The sequence below is a fragment of the Vibrio quintilis genome, assembly GCF_024529975.1.
GTDB lineage: Bacteria > Pseudomonadota > Gammaproteobacteria > Enterobacterales > Vibrionaceae > Vibrio > Vibrio quintilis.
The window spans coordinates 2,478,167-2,497,482 of record NZ_AP024897.1; the positions used below are offsets into that span (position 1 = coordinate 2,478,167).

Annotated in this window: 22 protein-coding genes and 1 tRNA gene; 3 read left to right on the forward strand and 20 right to left on the reverse strand. The window is 45.9% G+C overall.

From position 1 onward, the window contains the following. Positions 1 to 545 precede the first annotated feature (545 nt). The 6 genes from OC443_RS11395 to OC443_RS11420 all read right to left on the reverse strand — a co-directional run bounded on the left by OC443_RS11395 (position 546) and on the right by OC443_RS11420 (position 4,927). A complete protein-coding gene (locus OC443_RS11395) occupies positions 546 to 794 on the reverse strand; it encodes a hypothetical protein (RefSeq protein WP_262021669.1) in 249 nt (82 codons plus the stop codon). Positions 795 to 1,595: 801 nt separating this feature from the next. Then, the gene (locus OC443_RS11400) at positions 1,596 to 2,024 is read right to left on the reverse strand and encodes a hypothetical protein (RefSeq protein WP_143169464.1); all 429 of its coding nucleotides are present in this window, start codon (positions 2,022 to 2,024) and stop codon (positions 1,596 to 1,598) included. 135 nt (positions 2,025 to 2,159) lie between these two features. Next, positions 2,160 to 2,354, reverse strand: coding sequence for a helix-turn-helix transcriptional regulator (locus OC443_RS11405; protein ID WP_073586514.1), 195 nt, complete (start codon positions 2,352 to 2,354; stop codon positions 2,160 to 2,162). Between the two features lie 204 nt (positions 2,355 to 2,558). Continuing rightward, on the reverse strand, positions 2,559 to 3,017 hold the full coding sequence (gene tnpA, locus OC443_RS11410; RefSeq protein WP_262021637.1) for an IS200/IS605 family transposase: 459 nt from the start codon (positions 3,015 to 3,017) through the stop codon (positions 2,559 to 2,561). A 263-nt stretch (positions 3,018 to 3,280) separates the two neighbouring features. Then, complete coding sequence (locus OC443_RS11415) at positions 3,281 to 4,516, reverse strand: tyrosine-type recombinase/integrase (RefSeq protein ID WP_073586325.1); 1,236 nt, start codon at positions 4,514 to 4,516, stop codon at positions 3,281 to 3,283. 323 nt (positions 4,517 to 4,839) lie between these two features. After that, a tRNA-Ser gene (locus OC443_RS11420) sits at positions 4,840 to 4,927 on the reverse strand. Positions 4,928 to 5,567: 640 nt separating this feature from the next. Between OC443_RS11420 and OC443_RS11425 the strand changes: the two genes are divergently transcribed. Further along, positions 5,568 to 5,840 carry a hypothetical protein gene (locus tag OC443_RS11425; protein WP_073586326.1) on the forward strand — a complete coding sequence of 91 codons (273 nt, stop codon included), beginning with the start codon at positions 5,568 to 5,570 and terminating at the stop codon, positions 5,838 to 5,840. A gap of 85 nt (positions 5,841 to 5,925) precedes the next feature. Here OC443_RS11425 and OC443_RS11430 read toward each other — a convergent pair whose 3' ends face one another. From OC443_RS11430 to OC443_RS11460, 7 genes are read right to left on the reverse strand one after another with little or no spacing between them, the layout of a single operon-like run. Beyond that, entirely contained in the window at positions 5,926 to 6,723 is a 798-nt protein-coding gene (locus OC443_RS11430) for a LytR/AlgR family response regulator transcription factor (protein WP_073586327.1), read from the reverse strand. A 5-nt stretch (positions 6,724 to 6,728) separates the two neighbouring features. Beyond that, positions 6,729 to 7,790, reverse strand: coding sequence for a sensor histidine kinase (locus OC443_RS11435; protein WP_073586328.1), 1,062 nt, complete (start codon positions 7,788 to 7,790; stop codon positions 6,729 to 6,731). Further along, positions 7,790 to 9,055, reverse strand: coding sequence for a hypothetical protein (locus tag OC443_RS11440; protein WP_073586329.1), 1,266 nt, complete (start codon positions 9,053 to 9,055; stop codon positions 7,790 to 7,792). Before OC443_RS11440 ends, OC443_RS11435 begins: the two co-directional genes overlap by 1 nt. Further along, on the reverse strand, positions 9,055 to 9,795 hold the full coding sequence (locus tag OC443_RS11445; RefSeq protein WP_234976465.1) for an outer membrane lipoprotein-sorting protein: 741 nt from the start codon (positions 9,793 to 9,795) through the stop codon (positions 9,055 to 9,057). Before OC443_RS11445 ends, OC443_RS11440 begins: the two co-directional genes overlap by 1 nt. A 13-nt stretch (positions 9,796 to 9,808) precedes the next feature. Continuing rightward, entirely contained in the window at positions 9,809 to 11,068 is a 1,260-nt protein-coding gene (locus tag OC443_RS11450; protein ID WP_073586331.1) for an ABC transporter permease, read from the reverse strand. After that, positions 11,056 to 11,739: an ABC transporter ATP-binding protein gene (locus OC443_RS11455; protein ID WP_073586332.1), complete on the reverse strand. Its 684-nt coding sequence runs from the start codon at positions 11,737 to 11,739 to the stop codon at positions 11,056 to 11,058. The genes OC443_RS11450 and OC443_RS11455 overlap by 13 nt, the downstream gene beginning before the upstream one ends. 9 nt (positions 11,740 to 11,748) lie before the next feature. Next, positions 11,749 to 12,411 (reverse strand): hypothetical protein, encoded by a 663-nt coding sequence (locus OC443_RS11460; protein ID WP_200796989.1) that lies wholly within the window; start codon positions 12,409 to 12,411, stop codon positions 11,749 to 11,751. A 23-nt stretch (positions 12,412 to 12,434) separates the two neighbouring features. On the opposite strand from OC443_RS11460, the gene OC443_RS11465 reads away from it, so the two are divergent. Then, positions 12,435 to 12,653, forward strand: a complete 219-nt coding sequence (locus OC443_RS11465; RefSeq protein WP_200796990.1) for a hypothetical protein — start codon at positions 12,435 to 12,437, stop codon at positions 12,651 to 12,653. Here the strand turns inward: OC443_RS11465 and OC443_RS11470 are convergent. Beyond that, positions 12,602 to 12,808 (reverse strand): alternative ribosome-rescue factor A, encoded by a 207-nt coding sequence (locus OC443_RS11470; RefSeq protein ID WP_073586334.1) that lies wholly within the window; start codon positions 12,806 to 12,808, stop codon positions 12,602 to 12,604. The genes OC443_RS11465 and OC443_RS11470 overlap by 52 nt on opposite strands. Positions 12,809 to 12,974: 166 nt before the next feature. Continuing rightward, the gene (locus OC443_RS11475; protein WP_073586335.1) at positions 12,975 to 13,412 is read right to left on the reverse strand and encodes an L-alanine exporter AlaE; all 438 of its coding nucleotides are present in this window, start codon (positions 13,410 to 13,412) and stop codon (positions 12,975 to 12,977) included. A 291-nt stretch (positions 13,413 to 13,703) separates the two neighbouring features. Here OC443_RS11475 and OC443_RS11480 point away from each other — a divergent pair, with 291 nt between their 5' ends. Beyond that, positions 13,704 to 14,276 (forward strand): UPF0149 family protein, encoded by a 573-nt coding sequence (locus tag OC443_RS11480; protein ID WP_073586336.1) that lies wholly within the window; start codon positions 13,704 to 13,706, stop codon positions 14,274 to 14,276. Positions 14,277 to 14,384: 108 nt separating this feature from the next. Here OC443_RS11480 and nadA read toward each other — a convergent pair whose 3' ends face one another. From nadA to tolA, 5 genes are all read right to left on the reverse strand, one after another. Further along, complete coding sequence (nadA, locus tag OC443_RS11485; protein ID WP_073586337.1) at positions 14,385 to 15,428, reverse strand: quinolinate synthase NadA; 1,044 nt, start codon at positions 15,426 to 15,428, stop codon at positions 14,385 to 14,387. Between the two features lie 125 nt (positions 15,429 to 15,553). Further along, complete coding sequence (gene ybgF / locus OC443_RS11490; RefSeq protein ID WP_073586338.1) at positions 15,554 to 16,312, reverse strand: tol-pal system protein YbgF; 759 nt, start codon at positions 16,310 to 16,312, stop codon at positions 15,554 to 15,556. A 22-nt stretch (positions 16,313 to 16,334) separates the two neighbouring features. Next, positions 16,335 to 16,880, reverse strand: a complete 546-nt coding sequence (gene pal, locus OC443_RS11495; protein WP_073586339.1) for a peptidoglycan-associated lipoprotein Pal — start codon at positions 16,878 to 16,880, stop codon at positions 16,335 to 16,337. Between the two features lie 35 nt (positions 16,881 to 16,915). Next, complete coding sequence (tolB, locus tag OC443_RS11500; protein WP_262021670.1) at positions 16,916 to 18,265, reverse strand: Tol-Pal system beta propeller repeat protein TolB; 1,350 nt, start codon at positions 18,263 to 18,265, stop codon at positions 16,916 to 16,918. 38 nt (positions 18,266 to 18,303) lie between these two features. Then, positions 18,304 to 19,308 carry a cell envelope integrity protein TolA gene (gene tolA, locus OC443_RS11505; protein WP_073586288.1) on the reverse strand — a complete coding sequence of 335 codons (1,005 nt, stop codon included), beginning with the start codon at positions 19,306 to 19,308 and terminating at the stop codon, positions 18,304 to 18,306. Between the last annotated feature and the right edge of the window lie 8 nt (positions 19,309 to 19,316).

Sequence of the window (19,316 nt, forward strand, 5' to 3'; positions counted from 1 at the left end):
AGTCACCGACCAACTCGTATAGACCGCATGTTGTTGGTACCGTGACTCACAACTGGACAGGAACGTGTCAGTAATTTCACTAAATAAGCAAAAAAAAGAATTATTTTGGGTAAATCACCGACCGTACACTATGTTTTTTCGCATCTCACCACAATTGAGGAGGAACGGAATAAACGGGATATAAGCATATCCAGCTTCAGTAACTGTTTGTCCATGCGGATATCATCTGTAGATTAGTCATGTACTGAAGTTCCGGATTCCAGCAACAATTCTGCAATTTCACAATACAGATATTCATTCTTCATCGTGTGGTTATGGATGGTTTCAGTTAAGGCGGAATGATGAATCGTGTTCAGATACCCAGTGCAATCATCTACTGATTGATGATGCTCAAATGAGATTGGTATTTTTTTACGGCTAAATCCGTGGCTTGGCTGGTGGAACCCTGTACAAACTGCTGGTTAAAAGTAGCTGTTCCGGTCAGCATACGGATATAAGCAGGATGCCAAAAAGAGCCACTTCAACCGAAGTGACTCTGAGTTAACTTAGTTTTGAACAACGGTCTTATTTCTATTCTCAGAAACCGTCACCTCACCAATCGAAGCATGAATTGTAATGAGCTTATTCAGGTAAAGTAACACCTCACGAACATCGTGATTGCATGGGTTCATCTGACATAGATAATCCTCAAGCTGGATCAGATATTCGCGGGCTTTCTGAGAAAGAGGTGGGTCGTAAGCAATTGTTGCGGGCATAAGTGCCTCCGAGTGATCATTAATTAGAATAACCATCACACAAAGGTTCCTAAACTTCGGGTGATGGACTGAACAAGGTTAGGAACTACCGCTCACTCGGAAACGGCGCGCCGAAGCGCCCCTGTCCAGCCCATCATAATTAGAATGTTATTGTCCCCAAAATAGACAATAGCGTGGCATTAAGATGTGCTAAATCTGCATATAAAAAAACCAGCATAAAGCTGGCGTTTATACGCCGAGCGAAGAAACGGGGTTCCTAATCCCGTCACCGGATTTTGCCGGTGAACAAACAGAGTAATATTGCCAGAGTTAAGTGTCAATTGACGAATATTGATTCTGACTAAAAGTGCGCAGTTTTTTGCGCACTCTGTATTGTGTTATTGAATACGTATATCAAGTAATATCAGTGAATTAAGCAGAAATATTTCCGTGTTCCGTTCCGTTTTACATTCTGGGTCTTTTTAAAAGATGCCATCCATAATCAGGATTACTGTACCTGTACGAATCCAATCCCTGAGCTTCAGGTTATATTGAAACCTTATTATTTAAAAAATATCCCTTATCTATGGCTTCATATAAAGATGTACCAAATAAGTACATGAAAAGTTCTCCGCTCAATTTCTGGCAATTCGCACCTCAAGCCATGCCATATAACGGATGAATGAATTTTACCGTGAAAACACCATGTACCAGATAAGTACCCGGAATATGGGCACCATGTACTTTATAAGTACTGTAAACCGCCTGTTCATGTACCAAATCAGTACAGCCAAAACGATAAAATAAACGGGTCAGGACGTTGTTAAAGAAAAAATTCTCAGTTGGAACTGCTGTGTTTTGTCAGCGTTTCAGCATCGGTATTTTATTGGAGCGCTCTTTGAACCAGAGCCCAAATGCCCCTTTGAAGGTAAAGTAATTTTCAAGCGGTTTATCGCGTTTCTCATCAATCGGCTGCCAGTTGATAGCATACAAGGAACATATCGCTTTACCTTTAGCAGCGCCGCCCTGCCTTGTCCGGGTAATGAAACCCGCGCTGATCAGGTTTTCAATGGCTTTTTTGGTCGCCTCAGGAGAATTGATACCCCGCTCTTTGAGTTGATTTCTGGTCAGGCTCAGATAACCATTATTCCCGCCATTGTACTGGCCGCAAAGTTCATAGAGTAAAATCTTCGCCAGATTATTCAGTTGTACATACAGATCACTTTCCATCACACTTAAGGGAATACCTGCAAATCGTCCCTGGTTTCTGCGCTTTCTTCTGTTTGTCATGCTATTTTCTTCCGGATTTAAATGAAACAACATCATTCCATCTGCCCGGTTCTCCGGGCATAACACATTTATCATTTGCATTAAGTTGGGGAATGAATCGTGATAACGCCACTGACTGGCGTTTGTTGCAGGAGCCTATGCTGCGTTCTGTTCATCACGCTCCTGTATGCGGGCATTGATCCAGTCAATCACTTCACTTTCCACCCAACCGACTGCCCGGCCGCCTAAAGGCACTGACTTCGGAAAATATCCCTGCTCCATATAGGAATAAATCGCTGTTTTCTTAATGCCGCACATCGCCATCACTTCTTTTAATCTGAGTATTTTTATTTGATTGATCATTGCTGTCTCCCGATTTCAGGTACAAAAAAGCCCAAACTCCGAAAAGTCTGGGCTGGTGGTCGCTTTGTACGAATTTCACGCATAAAAAAGAATCCTCCGGCATAGCCGGAGGTTTTTCATATGCGCCTATAAGGCTCTCCTACCAGCAGCGCCCTAGCAGGCGCATAGTGATCTGACATTTGCATATTACTATTACTTACGGCCCGTAAACGGGCTACCTGAATATGGGATCGACAGCTGCTCTCCCAATTTATCCTGTTCTAACTGGTGTTGGATGTAATTTTGGATCTTGCCGGTATTTTTACCTACCGTATCCACATAATAACCTCGACACCAAAATTCACGATTACGATATTTGAACTTCAAATCTCCAAATTGCTCATATAACATCAAGCTACTTTTTCCTTTTAGATACCCCATAAATCCTGAAACGCTCATCTTTGGTGGTATTTCCAAAAGCATGTGGACATGATCTACACAGCATTCTGCCTCAACAATGTTCACATTTTTCCATTCACATAATTTTCGCAGTATTTCACCAACTGCTCTGCGTTTTTCACCATAGAACACCTGCCTTCTATATTTCGGGGCGAATACTATGTGATATTTACAATTCCATCGAGTGTGCGCTAAGCTTTTTTCGTCCCCCATTGGGACCCCCTTTCAATTTTTGTTTAACTCTTGTAGTTGCCAGACCACAAGATATTTCTAACAAATTGAAAGGGGTTTTATAACTGACTTATAGCTGTAAGCTTTACGGAACCCCCAGCCTAGCTGGGGGTTTTCTATCCACAAAAAAAGCCATCTGAAATCAGATGGCTTCTCCGGGCGCTATAACCGCACGATGGGAAGATTGTGACCCTGTTTTTTTGAAAAATCAAATCTGAGTGAACAACAAAGAACGCTGGCGGTTTTTAGCGGTTGTTCACCGCCCGCAGATTGATGAATCCAGTGACAGACATTGAGCCATACGCATTTTTTTCAATATGTTCACTCCACCAGCACATTAAAGTTTTTCTGCGCTCTAAATAGGTTGTCCGGTTATAGGCACTGCGAATCTGATTTTTATCAGTATGTGCCAACGCAGCTTCAATGATGTCAGCATCAAATCCCTGCTCATTCAACGTGGTGGATGCAAGAGCACGCAGTCCATGAGCTGTGGTTCTGCCCTTAAAACCAATCCTGCTTAATGCTTTGTTGATACTTTCTGCATCTGTGGGCTTTTTCGGGTCACGGATAGACGGGAACAGATAATCCCGGTGACCACTCACCGGCCTGATCACATCAAGTATTGCCAGCATCTGAGGTGTCAAAGGAACTTCATGCGCCCGTTTCATTTTCATCCGGGATTCCGGAATCACCCAGACATTTCGCTCTGTATCAATTTCACACCAGCGCGCTCCGGCGGCTTCATTTGGCCGGGTCATGGTATGAAGCTGCCATTCAATTAAACATCGGGTGGTCATGGCCATATTTGCGCCAGCAACCGTCTGAATCAGCTCCGGTAGCTCATTCGGTTCCAGTGCAAGCATATGTTTGACCAGTGGCTTCCGGAAAACCTCTCTGATCCCACTCAGTGGATTGTGATGAATCAGTCCGGCATTCACACCATAAGTCATCACTTCGTTCATCAATTGCACAGTGCGCTTGACTGTTTCCAGCTGTCCTTTTTTCTCAATGGGTTTCAATGCTTCAATTGCCATAGGTGCCGTCAGCCTGGCAATCGGTATTTGACCGATTTGAGGAAATACATACAATTCCAGTTTACGCCAGTTGCCTTCTATGGTTTTAGGCTTCAAACGATGGACTTTTGATTCCATCCATAACTCTGCGACGGTCTTGAAAGTGCTCTTCTGTTCGCTAATCACTTTCGCTTTTTGTTCCGCTTTTAAGAGCTGAGGGTCAATACCATCAGCGACCTGAAGCCTGATTTCAGTAGCCCTTTTTCTTGCATCAGCTAAAGACACATCGGGAAAAGAACCAATCCCGGTGAATGTTGTTTTACCGGTTGATGGTTTCGTGTAACGACACTCCCATGATTTTGCTCCGGAGCGTCGGATATAAAGATAAAGCCCGCCGCCATCTCCGAGCCGGTAAGCTTTATCACGAGGTTTTGCATTCAGTACTTCTTTTGCACTTAATTTTGCCATATTACACCTGAAATATATGCTTTGCGGGCGCTAATCCTGCTCCTCTTTTTTGATGTATGCATTTAAAAAAAAGCACATAATTTCAATCAATAAGAGAAGAATTCAGGCATACAAGAATCGTTTAAAAGTATGCTGATTTCTGAGAATTAACCGCCACAGAATGTATGCTGGATATTCGTCCAGTATCAAAGCATACATATTTGCATACATCAAATCTGAGTAAGCAGGCGAACATTAACGGACGAAAACGAACGTTAAGTGATTGATTTTAAATAATTAAAACAAAGAAAAAGGCCGCAAACGAACGTCTGCGGCCTTGAATGTGGCGGTGAGTGAGAGATTCGAACTCTCGATACGTTGCCGTATACACACTTTCCAGGCGTGCTCCTTCAGCCACTCGGACAACTCACCAAATCTGATTGTGGTCAGCCATTGCGGGCTAACGAGGCGGTAATTTAATGATTCTTCACGGTCAGGTCAAGGATAAAAACCAGAAAAATTGACGTTTTAGCGTTAAATGGTCATAAATTAACTGCCACAGAGATAAATCGGATAATTAATAAGCAGTGTGCCGCCGGTGTTTTTCAGGATAATCGCCAGCTTCGTTATCCGGAACGTTCTGCTTACGGATTTAGAATATTCAACCCGTTTTCCCTTTGCTTCTCTGCTTCACCGAATATCGAAAAAACTGAGAAGTAAAACACGCCGCATATCAGGCAATAGCGATGTACACTTTTTCTGCAATCCGCCTGCAATCCCACTATTGATTGAAATATCAAAAAATATCAAATCTATTTTAGCCGGGTCACTGAAACCCCATGTCCTGCCTTGTCCGGGCTGATATAAATCAGCTCAGTTAATATAAAAATATATCATTTTACCTTCCTGATGACATTGTGTTGACAATTGCCACTGTAGTATGGCCTCACCGTTGGCCCATGCTGGAATTCATTCACATGTCATGAGGCATCAACGGCAAAGCAACAATGATAAATACAGGTTGATACCGTTTGGTATCTCCCTACAGTCGTATTATTGAAGGAAAGTTAAAATGAAAAAGACTCATATCATGCCTCTCGGACTTACTGCGGTCTTATGTCTGGCTTCCGCCACAGCATTCGGGGCTGATTCGAATAACCACACATCCGGCAACGGCCAGTCATATTCTTACTCTTACAGCTACGGGCAACAAAGCTCAAACAGTAATTCTGACAGTAACCAAGCGGCAAATGGCAACGGGCAGTCTTATGCCTACCAAAACGGCGCTGACAGCGATAACAACAGCTGGCAGGATATGTTGAAAAAATTCATGGGATATTTCTGAGACACCATCAGATAAAATACACATGTCAGACTGCAGCACCGGATCTGACATGCTGGCGCACAGCAGGGTCACCAGACCCTGCTATTCAGAAATTATGTAAGAACTTCCCCTGCATTGCCCGGCTGACCGGCAGCTTCTGCCCGCCGATAATTACGGAGATTTTACCGGAAAGATCGCGCTTTATCTTTTCAATGGCGGCGACATTAATCACCGTAGAACGGTGAATCTGCCAGAATTGCTCCGGGTCAAGCTGAAGTAACAACTCTTTGAGCGGAATCCGCAACAGAAACTCTTCCGCCACCGGCTCTGTTCCCTGTTTATACAAGGACACATATTTATCTTCAGCCTTAAAGTAAAGGACATCAGCCGTGGCAATCAAAAAAATCTCCTGCCCTTTTTGTACCCGGATCCATTTCAGATATCCTGAGCCGGGTGGCGCAGACAGTTGCTGAAGCTGCTCAATAATCGTCTGGATATTCTCCGGCGGGTTGCCACTGTGAAAATGTTGCTGAACCTTCTTCACGCACTGCACCAGACGATCTTCATTCAGGGGTTTGAGCAGATAATCAATCGCATTGGCTTCAAATGCCTGTACCGCGTATTCATCATAAGCCGTGATAAACACGATGACCGGCATTTTATCCGGCGCGAATCCGGACTTTTGTAGCTGTTTTGCCAGCGCCATCCCATCCATTTCCGGCATTCTGATATCAAGAAACACGATATCCGGTTGCAGTTGCCGGATTTGTGCGAGCGCCTGCACGCCGTTCTCGCAGCTGGCGACGATCTCCAGTTCCGGCCAGACTTCGGCCAGCATCTTGTTCAGATGATAACGGAGTAACGGTTCATCATCGGCGATTACCGCACACATCGGATTATTCATTCAGCTCATACTCCCTGAGTCAGACCGGCTAAAGGTAAGGTAATTTCTGCACTCACGCCGCCGGTTTCGTTTTCCCGGATCGTCAGCCGGGCCTGTCCATCATACAACGCCTGCAACCGCTGGCGAATATTTTCCAGCCCGATACCGGTATCTGGTTTGAATCCAGTCTCAGCCTGCATCTCAAGGCCGCGGCCATTATCTTTCACCCGAATCCGCAGCGACTCTTCCGCGGTTGCGATATCAACCTCAATTTTGCCCGGCCGGGACTGAGGTTCGATCCCGTGTTTGATTGCATTTTCTGCCAGCGGCTGAATCAGCATCGGCGGTAAAAGCAGAGATTGCGGGCAGGATTCACAATGAATCTCATAATTCAGCCGCTCCCCCAGCCGAACCTGCTGAATACCAAGATAAGCATCGATCAGGCTGAGCTCATCTTCCAGTGTCACCAGATCGCCGCGATTTTTTTTCAGTGTCGCCCGGAGCAAATCGGTCAGCTTTTCCAGCAATATTTTTGCCATCGCCGGATCTTTATCAATCAACACACTCAGGTTCGCCAGTGTGTTAAACAGAAAATGAGGCTCTATCTGGCTTTGCAGCTGTTTCAGCTGACTGAGAATCAGCGCTTTTTCCTGTTCCGACTGTTGCCGTCTGGCTATTTCAAGCTCATGCTGCGCGTTCTGTTTTAACTCATGCATGTAAAAAATGAGAAAACAGATCGATGAGAAAATAAATCCCAGCAGCACAACCATGAGAAAGTTGAAGTTGGAATCATCCGACCAGAGAAGCTTGTTCAGGCTTCCCACCAACACGCCGCAGGCAAGGGCCAGTACATTGACCTGATTAAATGTGAGCGAGGGTTTCAGCCTGATCATGAGATGCGCACTACAAACCGCACCGTACCCATAACCAAGACTGACCAGCAAATCGTGGGGGATTGTCTTTAGAAAATTATAATCAGGATGAAACATCACCCGGAACACCTGGAAAATCAAAGCCACACACAGGCAGTAAGCGGTGCTCATCAGCATACTGCGGTCAAATGAGTGGCGGCGTGTTTGGATACTCATCAGAAATTCCCCTTCAGATTGAGCAAAATAACCTGCTTATCCGGCAGGCTGGCATAGACAGAGCCAGATTTACCGGTATAAAAGCGCCCTGCCAGCTCCAGCTTAAAACTGGCTTCTCCGGAATCACAGAGTGTGTAATCCAGCCACTGCGTGGCAATCACACCGCCGTCAGACGGAGAAATTAATACATCAAAAGTTGGTTCAAAATTACCAAGCCACAGATATCGCTGGCTCCACTGCCACTGACTCCACGCTCCGGAATCCAGACTCATATGCAACATCAAATTGTGTTCAGCGATATTCGCGTGATTGAGGCCGCTGGCATACGATCGCGCCAGTAACGAGGTGGCCGGGTTCTGCCTCAGGTGCCGGGAGCGGGATAACGCCTGATGCCACTGATGGTGATTCCAGCTGCGGCTGTCATACCAGTATTCTCCGATAATATTCACCCCGGCGGTATTTGCCCAGTTGATTCCGGCCAATAACTGGTATGCATGACGGGCGGTTTCCAATGTCACCGGCGCGTACAGGCCATGTTGCTGATAGGCTTTGTACCGGTGTTGTGCCAACAGTGAGCCATGAACTTCCCACGCCTCATTGAGTACTGTCACTGCCGATGCGCCAAGCAGCCCGCGACGAATCTGATCATAATAGGCCACCGCCTGAAGCTCAGTATCTCCCAGCAATGCGTAACGACGCAAACCAAAGCCTTTTTGCCGGGTATTTTTTTCATACTCATCCTCAGTTTCCCGTGCCCATGAAGCATCTGAGGCAATCAAAGCCCATTCGCCGGTCCCGTCAAAATAAGAGGCCATCGCCACGCCAGCACCTTCTTCAACCTGAATGCCCACCGGGTTTCGCTGGTAGGACTTCAGTATATTTAATGGCCGGTAGCCATAGCCGACACCCCAGTCGAGACGCATTTTCCCGAGACTGAAATCCAGTGGTATCCCGGCCACTTCCGCATCAGACTGCCAGAACAGTTCCTGAACAATCAGGTCATGGTCTGCTTTACTGTCGTCACTGGAAAACACATTGTCACTGCGAAATGCCACCAGCCCGGTCAGGCTGTTCCAGTGCAGGGAGGCATCCAGGCGGACATCGAGCGCCCGGACCTCACTATGCTGTGCTTCCCCCGTCAGGCTTTGCGGACGCAACTGTTCTGAGTGACCGCTTAGCTGCCAGCTCCAGTCAGCCTGCGGCCCGGCAACTGCACCGCTGCTAAGCGCACAGAGAAGGGATATCACACACAATGCTGTTTTCATCACAAATCAACCTTTGCCTGCCGGATCAGATAGGCCGGATTGTAATATTTATCCGCCAGCTGATACGGTGTTCTGTCCTGATATTCGATCACGGTTTTCTTTGCCGGCTGAATCTTGTCGAGCAGGGTCATGGTTTTCACCATGAGTGGCTGTTGGTCATCGGCTTCCGCCGTCCCCTTACTGCTGAAGAATGCCTGTTTGGCCAGCTTCCCGGAACGTAAATACAGATCGGCTTTGAGCGGAAAATCATTTGCCTGATCCAGCCATAAAGTAATCCGTGCGTAGCTGGCACCTTTGGTTTTTGACACCAGTGCCAGCTGATTGGCTTTCACTGAGCGGCCATTGAGTGTCAGGGTTGCCGGACCGGTCAGGGTCGCTTGATAATCATCCCGCCAGCGCAGGGAAGAGATATCACCGACAGATGCTTCTCCCAGCAGTTTTTGCATCGGCGTGATCCGGATCGGACGGCGGCTTTTAGGCATCAGCAGCCAGTAGTTGTCTCCCAGCATCAGGAGTTTTTGTCCGGCTTCGGTTCTGGATTTAAACAGCACCAGCGACTGGCGATCCGGCCTTGCGTACACTTCGTAAAGATGGGTTTTATCCAGCACCTGATTTTTATACAGACGGACCACCGTCATCACCCTGGCGGAACCTTCCTGCAGACGATAATTGTCTGCGTGTCTGAGCATTTGATCTGTGGTTGCTGCCAGTGCCTGACAGGAAAGCAAACTGCTCAGCATTAATATCAATAACTTATACATGAATCAGAGCCTCCGTAATGGGTTTATTAACGCCTTTGCGGGCGGAAAGCCAGGCCGCGATCAGGCAGATCACAATAATCATGAGTGCCACCGTGCCAAACAGAGCCGGCGAAAAGTAGATATAGAGCGGATAACTTTCAGTCCGGCCCGGTGCGGGCGGCATCTGAATATCAGCCACCATCAGGATGGCGGATATCAGCCCGGAAAATGCACCGCCGATCAGGCATCCAAGCACCGACATCAGCCCGGCTTCTTTGAGGAAGCCGCGAATAATTTCTCCCGGATAAGCGCCCAGTGCTGCCAGTGTTCCGATTTCACGGGTTCTTTCAGTTACAGCCATGGTCATGGTGTTAAACAGTGCGACAAAGACCACCAGCGCCATCACGCCACCCATAATGGCAAATATCCGGTTATAGAGATTTTTCACTTTCGCATAGAAAAACGCCCTCGCCTGCCACGGTGTCGTCACGACCGGCTGTACTAATTTCAACTTGCTCAGGCGCTGGTCGATCCGATGTTGTACCGCCGTGGTCTGATCGGTATCAAACAGATAAACAGACAGGGTGCTGACTTTATGCGTAACCAGTAAATCCTGAGCCGCACCGAGATGAAGATAGAGCTGCCGTTTATCCAGCTCAGGAATGCCGGTTGAGTAGATACCGTGTACTTTGAAATCAATCGCATTTAATGCGCCATCGGTTGTGGTACTGAGCAACGTGATCCAGTCACCCACAGAGACTTTGAGGTTCTTAGCCAGATCTTTCCCCAGCATGACTTCTGGCTCTCCGGGTTTAAAGCGCGGCGAGTTGGGATCAGACAGTGTTTTGCCCTCAACGACATCAAGAAACGGCCCTTTCATATCAAATTCCTGTGAGTCCACGCCGATCCCCATAAATATGGTTGATTTATTACCGTTCGAAACCAGCCCGTTGAGCTCAATCCGCGGCAGAATACTGCGAATCTCCGGAGCTGAAATGAAATACTTCACCAGTTGCTGATAATCAGTCAGCCCGTTATCCAGCGGCAACTCTTCATCCATTTCGAAATATCCCGGCTGGCTTAAAGTAATATGTCCGGTGCTTCTTGCCGTCTGTTCTTTTAAGGACTGATAGGTGTACAAACCAAAACCACCGGTACTGCACAGCGCAAATACCGCAATCGAAATAATCATCACCGAAAGCGTGGAACGGCGTCCGTTCCGGTGAAGGTTCAGCCATGCTTTCCTGACTTCATCTGAAATTAGCCTGCCCATCTGATTTCCTCCTGTGAAATACACCCATCGATCAAATTGATACTCCGGTCACACTGCCCCGCCATTCTCGGGTCGTGAGTCGCAATCACAAACGTGGTACCCATTTCATGGCCCAGCGCTTTCATCAGTTGAATGACCAGATGAGCGGTCTGACTGTCGAGACTCGCAGTTGGTTCATCAGCAATCACCAGCTGCGGCTGATGAATCAGGGCTCTGGCAATCGCCACCCGTTGCTGCTGTCCGCCAGACAGACGATCAGGCCGGTGATCATAAAAATCTTCCAGTCCGACCTTTTGCAACATCTGCCGGGCTTTGTCCTGTTGTGTCTTCGTATCAAATCCGTTCAGCATCAGCGGATAGGCCACGTTTTCTGTCGCTGTAAGCACCGGGATCAGGTTAAAGCGCTGGAAGACAAAACCGAGCGTTGAGCGCCGCAGTGCAGCGGCTTCTCTTGAGTGTTGCGGGTAAGGTTGTCCATCCATCAGCACCTGCCCCTGATAAGCCATATCCAGCATGCCGAGAATATTAAGTAAAGTACTTTTTCCGGAACCGGACGGGCCACACAAAGCGACCATTTCTCCTTTCCGGACCTGACCATCAACACCATTCAGTGCATGGACGGACTGCTCGCCCAGTTGGTATTGTTTGGTAATATTTGAAAATGCCAGCATAAGACCTCCTTATTGCCAAACGGCATGTTCGATGAGTCCTCTGACTTCTTTCACGGCCTTTGCATCAGGCTGAACCGACTGCATCTGCGCCATCCACTGCATTGCCTGTGTCTTGTCATGATTGCGGATCGAGGCTTCCACCGCTTTGTGATAAATCCATCCGCTTCGCTGCAACGGCTGAGCCTGAAAAGATGGACTTTGCAGGAGCTGAAGGTAAAGGTCATACCCACGGTCAAACTGATTAAACATATCCGGGAGGGATGTATATGTTGCAGCCGCAATCGCCCTGGCTAATACTGAAACCGGTAAACCTTGCCGGACGGGTTGCGTTGAGGCTGGTGTTTGCTCACCGGGCAGTAATCCCAATCCTTTGGCAATGGTTGAAATGCCTCTTTCGGCATACTTCATTTTATTCCAGGGTAGCCAGGCATCACGTGCTTCAAGGGTCTGAGCGCTCCCCAGATAAATCAGGCTAAGTGCATCGGCGCCATCCCGGTCAATCTGATCATTGAGTTTGTCAATCACCACACTGATATCGCCTGAATTTCCTTTCGCTATCTGGTTATATTGATGGATGAGCTGCTCATCCGGCATTGCTGCCACCGACACAGATGCCAGCAGCAGGTACAACCCGGTTAGCCCGGAAGGCAGAAATTTGAAATGTTTCATCATCTGTTTCTCATCAAAGTTGATTGATGATGACAGTCTATGACGCTTTAGATGATCTGGCTGGTCGATCTGACCAGTGGTGGTTTTTGCTGGATGAAATGAAAAAAGACGGCGTGAACGGCAATGGAATGAAAATCAGGAAATCAGGAAAGCTGCGCAGAAAAGAAAGAACCCTTTCCAAAAACAGTATCACTTATGCTGCCTTTGCAAAGGGTTCTTTCCCCCGGTGTTTTGCCTTCCGCTGAAAACTGCCCTTCCCTTTTTTCGCTTTGACGACTCTGGTCTTAAACAGTGGGCTTGTCACCAGCGCATGAAGCGCATTATGTTTGATGTCTCCCCGGCCCGATTCATATTCGGGGGGAAATTCAGACACAATTGTCCGTTTTGTTTTCTTTCCCATTTTCTATCACTCTCAATATTAATGCATCAACTGAAGATTCATTTTCTTCATCAGGGTCTGTTGACCCTGGAAGTCACTACCTATTATTCGTTTATTTTCTGTGCTGTCAACTGATGACGTCCCCAGGGTCAGCAGACCCTGGCTATATTAAATATTCACGATAAACTCAGGCGTAGTATCCCGGCACCCGGAACCAGCGGCGGCAAATATCTAAAAAGTGACCATAGACGACACCCAAGCCACAGGAAATCAGGATATTACTGGTGACAGCAGTAATAATTTGCTCTGTCGTGGCACCGACGCTCCACAGAATACCGGCATACACCGGTGACTGAAATGACACATACGCCATCAAATCACAAACATTTCTGATCAACGGATTATCGCCAAAACGCCGGCCTAAGCGCAAAAACGCATCGCGGTAAAAACCATATGGCAATGCAATCACGATATTCACCGGAATCGAAAGGAGCCTGGACGCGAGGGACTGCTCCAGAGTCATTTCTGAAATAAACACCTCAATGCACATTCCCGTAATAAAACAGAAAACAACCATCGCAAAAGTATCCGCGGCTGCGTGACGAATACCAAAAGGTGCATTCATTTTTCTCTCCTATACATTCAACAAAACAACACCAGATTTTGGCGCTATTAAAACATACAATATAAAGAATTAATTACTATATTTTAAAAACAAATCCAGTTTAAATAACCAATAAATTAACACAAAAACAGAATAATAATCTTTAGATCTAAAAACATTATGGCTGTAAGTATTTATTATGTAAAACCAGTGACATATAGTTTGTTATGATGTAAAAACTCGCCAGCAGCCTGAATTTCGCATACCATGAATAACAAGTTTTTTGATGATTTTTGATGAGAAGGCATTCCATTGACACTAAATGAACTGATAACCCGGACTGAACAACCTGAACAACTATTTACAGAAGCCCAAACGCGGGGATTTATTACCGCGCTGGCAGCGTCACCTTATTTGATCGCTCCGGAAGAATGGATTTCCTTTTTGTGGGGCGGTGCTGAGATTGCGCCTTTTTCTCAGGCTTCTGATTTAGAGTCATATTGCGAAACCGTGGTACAACTCTGGAATCAAACTCATGAAGCACTGCTGAGCGGAAGCTGGCACTGGCCTGAAAATTATGAGACTGATGATGAATTGATCGTCAATCAAAATGTCCGTGATTTGTGCGAAGGGATTCTTCAGGGTTGGCAGCTGACTAAAGATGACTGGGAAAACCTGATGCCCGAAGACAGTGAAAATGGTGCATTGCTCGGTGGCGTTTTACTGGCTGTCAGTATGCTTTATGATCCGGACACCTCGCTCGCCACATTACAGGATGCCGGTGCTGAAGGGCTGGAACAATTTGAAGAAATATATGAGGCACTGCCAGCGATGCTTGCCGGACTGGCTCAACGTGGGCAGGCACTGGCCGAAGCGCAGAAGTAACCCACTGGTTTGTACAATAATCCGGATGTAAAAATAGTCCGAATGTAAAAAGGGAAGACCCAGCCTTCCCTTTATGTCATCTGAAATACTTGCTTCGTATGTCTGCAACTAAGAATTCATCTGCGCTGCAAAATCCAGCATTCGGTTAAGTGAAACCAGTGCTTTATCACGAATTTCATCATCAACGAATATTTCGTGCTGCTCGCCACCTTCTCGTAAAGCCAGCTCGATTTCTTTCAGTCCGTTCATTGCCATCCACGGACAGTGGGCACAACTCCGACAGGTCGCACCAGCACCAGCAGTAGGCGCTTCAAACAACGCTTTGTCCGGTACCATTTGCTGCATCTTATAAAAAATACCCCGATCAGTGGCGACTATCATTTGCTTGTGTGGCAGTGATTTTGCCGCTTTAATTAACTGACTGGTCGACCCCACAGCATCAGCCAGTGCAACAACGCTGGAGGGAGATTCCGGGTGAACCAGCACTGCGGCCTCAGGGTACATTGCTTTCATTTTTTTCAGCGCATCCGCCGAAAACTCATCATGTACAACACACTCGCCATTCCACAGCAACATGTCTGCACCGGTTTGCTTTTCTATATACGAGCCAAGGTGTCTGTCTGGCCCCCAAATGATTTTCTTATCCTGACTGTCGAGGTGTTCAACAATATCCAGCGCAATACTGGAAGTAACAACCCAATCTGCTCTTGCTTTAACAGCGGCAGACGTATTTGCATAGACAACAACGGTATGATCAGGATGTGCATCACAAAAGGCGGTAAACTTATCAGCCGGACAGCCTAAATCCAGAGAACATTCAGCTTCAAGTGTCGGCATGAGAATTCGCTTCTCCGGAGTCAGAATCTTCGCTGATTCTCCCATAAAGCGGACCCCGGCGATCACCAGCGTTGTCGCCGGGTGACGATTGCCAAACTTGGCCATCTCAAGTGAGTCTCCGACAAAACCGCCACTCTCTTCAGCCAGTGCCTGAATTTCCGGATCTGTATAATAGTGTGCAATTAATACAGCGTTCTGTTCAGCTAACAAGGTTTTAATCTTGCCGACATAATCTTGTTTTTCTTGTTCTGAAAGCGGAACAGGTTTTGGAGGGAAAGGGTATACAGTATCTATTTTATCTAATATGTGGCTCATTGCTCTTGCCCACGCGGCTTTAAATAATCAGAGCATTTTACACTTCAGTTATACAGAGTCAAAACAGAGTTGCGTGCAAAACAAAGAAGAACCACAGTCGTGGTTCTTCAGGGGAAATTACAGGATTAATGAATCAAACTCCGGGCCGCTGATTTTGCTGATGCGCTATCCGGATACTCTTTCATCACCTGCTGATAATATTTATTTGCCAACTGTTTATTTTTACGGCGTTTTTCAATATCACCAAGTTTCACCAGTGCATCAGGACGTTTATTTGATTCTTTGTATGTCAATACAGCCTTAAAGTTTTCCTCAGCTTTTTTATCCTGCTTTTTAGCAAAATACAGCTGACCTAACCAATAATGCGCATTCGGCGCAAAATTAGATTTAGGGAAATCTTTTTGAAACTGATTAAACGCATTGATAGCACCGGCATAGTCACGTTTCTTTAAAATCAAATCAACAGCATCCTGATAAGCCTGCTGTTCACTGACGTTATTACTGAAAGTGCCTTCGGGTTGTTGTTCTTGCGTTTCAGATGGTTTGTCTGCTGGTTTGCCTGCCTGGCTTCTGAGCCGATCCATCTCAATAAACAGTTCTCTTTGTCTCTGAACCATTTGCTGCATTTCGTGACTGTTTTTCTCAACAATACCGCGCAGTTGCTGAATTTCATCAGCCATGTCATCGAGCTGCTGCTGCATTTGCAGCTGCACTTCATTGCGGTTTTGTAACAGACGTTCTAATTGCTGAACTTTCGATGCAGTCGAAGAACCAGAGATTGAATTAAGATCGGAGACAGGAGCAGGAGACGGTGCAGCAAGCACGACACCTGCTGCACTACTTAACAGAACCAACCCGACAAGTCGTCGTAGGTTACCGAACATATTTGAATGTCTCTAAAATAAATTAGTAAACAATCACTGAACGACGGTTTTTCGCATATGCTGCTTCGTTATGACCGCGTACCAGTGGTTTTTCTTCACCGTAGCTGACAATTGACATTTGATCAGCCTGTACACCTAATGCCTGAAGGTATTTTGCAACCGCTTCAGCACGACGTTCGCCAAGTGCGATATTGTATTCCGGTGTACCACGCTCATCGGCGTGACCTTCGATTGTTACTTTCATATTCGGACGCTGACTCAGATATGCCGCGTGTGCAGCTAACATATCTTTGTAGTCAGACGAAATCGTTGAATTATCAAATGCAAAATATACTGTTTGATCCCGAAGAACTTTATCTTTCAGTTCTTGTTCTGACAATTGACCATTATCAGTAACAGGAGAAACAACTGTTGTATCTGTCATATTTTCAGAACCAGTTGATGTCGTCGTCTGGTTTGTTGTTTCATTACCTGAGGCATCTACTGCTTTGTCGTTAGAACTACATGCAGTCACTGCTAATACGGGTAACGCAATCAATAGCCCTTTAAGAACTTTGTTAAGTTGCATCTTCGTTTTCCTTTAATTTATTAATCATGACTCATTTATAAAAACGGTGACCACGCAGGAGCCCTTACGCGTCCATTTGTCTCTGGTAACCTAGCTTTAAATCGTCCGTCAATAGAAACCATGGATAAAACATTAGCTTTATTGAAAATCGAACTGTAAATAACCATACCACCGTTCGGCGCAATACTTGGAGACTCATCAAGAAAAGTCTTTGTCAGGATTTGTACTGCTCCTGTATCCAAGTCTTGTTTTGCCAAATTAAATTCTGAACGGTTCTTATGAACCATAATCAGGTATTTACCATCCGGTGTAATTTGACCGCCTGAATTCTGTGATCCCTGCCACGTAAGACGACTAGTCACACCAGTAGACAAATCTACTTTATATATCTGAGGTTTACCACCCCGATCTGAGGTAAAAATCAAAGATTTTCCATCCGGATACCAAAAAGGCTCCGTATTATTTGATCTACCCCTCGTTATTTTACGGATTTTCTTTGTAGCCAGATCCATGACATAAACGTGCAAGCTACCCGTTTTTGACAAAACTAACGCTAAAGATTTTCCATCCGGAGAGAATACCGGCGCACCATTATGTCGGGGGAAAGACGAAATCTTCTCCCTTTGTCCGGTATAAATATTCATAATGTATATTTCTGCACGCCCATTCTGGAAACTAACATAGGCCAGTTTACGTCCATCTGGCGACCAGGAAGGAGACATCAGAGGCTGTTTGGAACTTAAAACCAAACGCTCGTTATATCCATCATAATCTGAAATTCTTAACTGATATGGATATTTTTTACCATCATTGACAACAACGTACGCAATACGGGTTAAAAATGCGCCTCTTTCCCCCGTTAATTTCTGATAGACCAAATCTGAAATACGGTGTGCATATTCCCGCAGTCTTTTTCCCGGGACGGTAGCGACATTATTGAGCAAAACATAATTTTTAGACTCAACCAACCGGCCATCTTCTGTCAGAGAACGTCCTTTACCTTTTTGTAATTGAGCCTGAATCAGATCAACCAGCTGATAATGAATCACATAATCACCGGCAGCATTTTGCTTAATAGTTCCGGTCAGCAGAGAGTCAACACCAAGATTTGTCCAGCCATTCAGATCAACATCTGATTCATCATATGGCGTTTGCGGCATTTTACTGGTTGCAACAGGGCTGAACTTACCACTACGCTGAAGATCTGACGCAATTACACCAGAAACATCCTGAGGCAGAGGTTGTGCGCCCTTCCATTGAAACGGAACTATAGCAACAGGTCTTGCTGAATTAATCCCTTCGGTGATCACCAGTTCCAGTGATGCATGGGCTTGTATACCTGATAATAAAAGAAGCATACTGCCTAAAATCAAACGCTTTAACACAACTTTTTCCTTTTCTCTGGTACTTTCGTCATATTTGATTAGAGTTTAACATTCAAAGTGATATCTTTTATTTCCTTAACAACATCCGGATCATTAGGAAGCGGGAAAAAGTTGACCTGAGCAACAGCCCTGCGGGTGGCAGCACACACCGGCTGACTCCCTTTCAGAATTTTCACACTACCTACAATTGCACTTTTACCCGCAGGAATTAAGTGCAGATTGATCCGACATGACTTTCCCTTAAAGCTGTCCTCCAAAAGAAGCCTGCTTTGAATTAACTTTGTATAAATTGCACCATAACGATTTGCCTGATCAGCGACATAATGATTCCGGGCACTGCTATTCTGTTGTGACTCAGTTTCAAGCCCGGAGAAAATATCATTCAGCGCCCTTTCCCGTTCTTTGCGCTCTGCTTCCAGCTTTTTCAGTCTGGCTTTTTCTTTCCGGGCCTTTTCTGCTGCAACTTTAGCGGCTTTTTCTTTCGCTAACCGCTCCTGTTCAGCTTTTCTCGCAGCTTCCTGTTCTTTTTTAGCCTTTTCCGCCGCAATTTTCGCCGCTTTTTCCCGATCCAGCCGTTCTTTCTCTGCTTTAGCAATCGCCGCTTCTTTCAGTTTTCTCGCTGCTTCTGCTTTTGCTGCACGCTTTTCTTCAGCAATACGTTGTTGTTCTTTCTTTTTGCGGAACTTTTCTGCTTCTCTGGCCGCTTTAGCATCTTTCGCTTTCTGTTCTTTCAGCTTACGAATCCTTTCTTCTTCATTCTTACGATTCTGCTCAAGACGAACACTTTCACGGCGTAATTTATCCAGACGGTTTTGCTCTTTTTTAGCCGCAGCTTCACGCCTGGTCTTAATTTCCTGAGCTTGCTGACGTACAAGCTGCGGGTCAATCACCACGGCCTGTACAATACTCCCAACAGGTTTAGGTTTTTCCTGATTAAAATCACTTCCCCACACCAGTGCAATAATCAATATAATATGCAAAAGCGCTGATAGTAAAAATGATTTCACCGGATATGACCGTTTGGGTTGTCTTTTATGTTTCATGGATAACG

What these genes read in the sequence shown, in the direction of transcription:
- pal (WP_073586339.1), bottom strand. Translation starts at nt 16,880, where the DNA reads ATGCAACTTAACAAAGTTCTTAAAGGGCTATTGATTGCGTTACCCGTA.
- OC443_RS11430 (WP_073586327.1), bottom strand. Translation starts at nt 6,723, where the DNA reads ATGAATAATCCGATGTGTGCGGTAATCGCCGATGATGAACCGTTACTC.
- OC443_RS11475 (WP_073586335.1), bottom strand. Translation starts at nt 13,412, where the DNA reads ATGAATGCACCTTTTGGTATTCGTCACGCAGCCGCGGATACTTTTGCG.
- OC443_RS11470 (WP_073586334.1), bottom strand. Translation starts at nt 12,808, where the DNA reads ATGGGAAAGAAAACAAAACGGACAATTGTGTCTGAATTTCCCCCCGAA.
- OC443_RS11450 (WP_073586331.1), bottom strand. Translation starts at nt 11,068, where the DNA reads ATGGGCAGGCTAATTTCAGATGAAGTCAGGAAAGCATGGCTGAACCTT.
- OC443_RS11400 (WP_143169464.1), bottom strand. Translation starts at nt 2,024, where the DNA reads ATGACAAACAGAAGAAAGCGCAGAAACCAGGGACGATTTGCAGGTATT.
- nadA (WP_073586337.1), bottom strand. Translation starts at nt 15,428, where the DNA reads ATGAGCCACATATTAGATAAAATAGATACTGTATACCCTTTCCCTCCA.
- OC443_RS11460 (WP_200796989.1), bottom strand. Translation starts at nt 12,411, where the DNA reads ATGATGAAACATTTCAAATTTCTGCCTTCCGGGCTAACCGGGTTGTAC.
- ybgF (WP_073586338.1), bottom strand. Translation starts at nt 16,312, where the DNA reads ATGTTCGGTAACCTACGACGACTTGTCGGGTTGGTTCTGTTAAGTAGT.
- OC443_RS11435 (WP_073586328.1), bottom strand. Translation starts at nt 7,790, where the DNA reads ATGAGTATCCAAACACGCCGCCACTCATTTGACCGCAGTATGCTGATG.
- OC443_RS11445 (WP_234976465.1), bottom strand. Translation starts at nt 9,795, where the DNA reads ATGCTGAGCAGTTTGCTTTCCTGTCAGGCACTGGCAGCAACCACAGAT.
- OC443_RS11425 (WP_073586326.1), top strand. Translation starts at nt 5,568, where the DNA reads ATGAAAAAGACTCATATCATGCCTCTCGGACTTACTGCGGTCTTATGT.
- OC443_RS11455 (WP_073586332.1), bottom strand. Translation starts at nt 11,739, where the DNA reads ATGCTGGCATTTTCAAATATTACCAAACAATACCAACTGGGCGAGCAG.
- OC443_RS11415 (WP_073586325.1), bottom strand. Translation starts at nt 4,516, where the DNA reads ATGGCAAAATTAAGTGCAAAAGAAGTACTGAATGCAAAACCTCGTGAT.
- OC443_RS11465 (WP_200796990.1), top strand. Translation starts at nt 12,435, where the DNA reads ATGATGACAGTCTATGACGCTTTAGATGATCTGGCTGGTCGATCTGAC.
- OC443_RS11440 (WP_073586329.1), bottom strand. Translation starts at nt 9,055, where the DNA reads ATGAAAACAGCATTGTGTGTGATATCCCTTCTCTGTGCGCTTAGCAGC.
- tnpA (WP_262021637.1), bottom strand. Translation starts at nt 3,017, where the DNA reads ATGGGGGACGAAAAAAGCTTAGCGCACACTCGATGGAATTGTAAATAT.
- tolA (WP_073586288.1), bottom strand. Translation starts at nt 19,308, where the DNA reads ATGAAACATAAAAGACAACCCAAACGGTCATATCCGGTGAAATCATTT.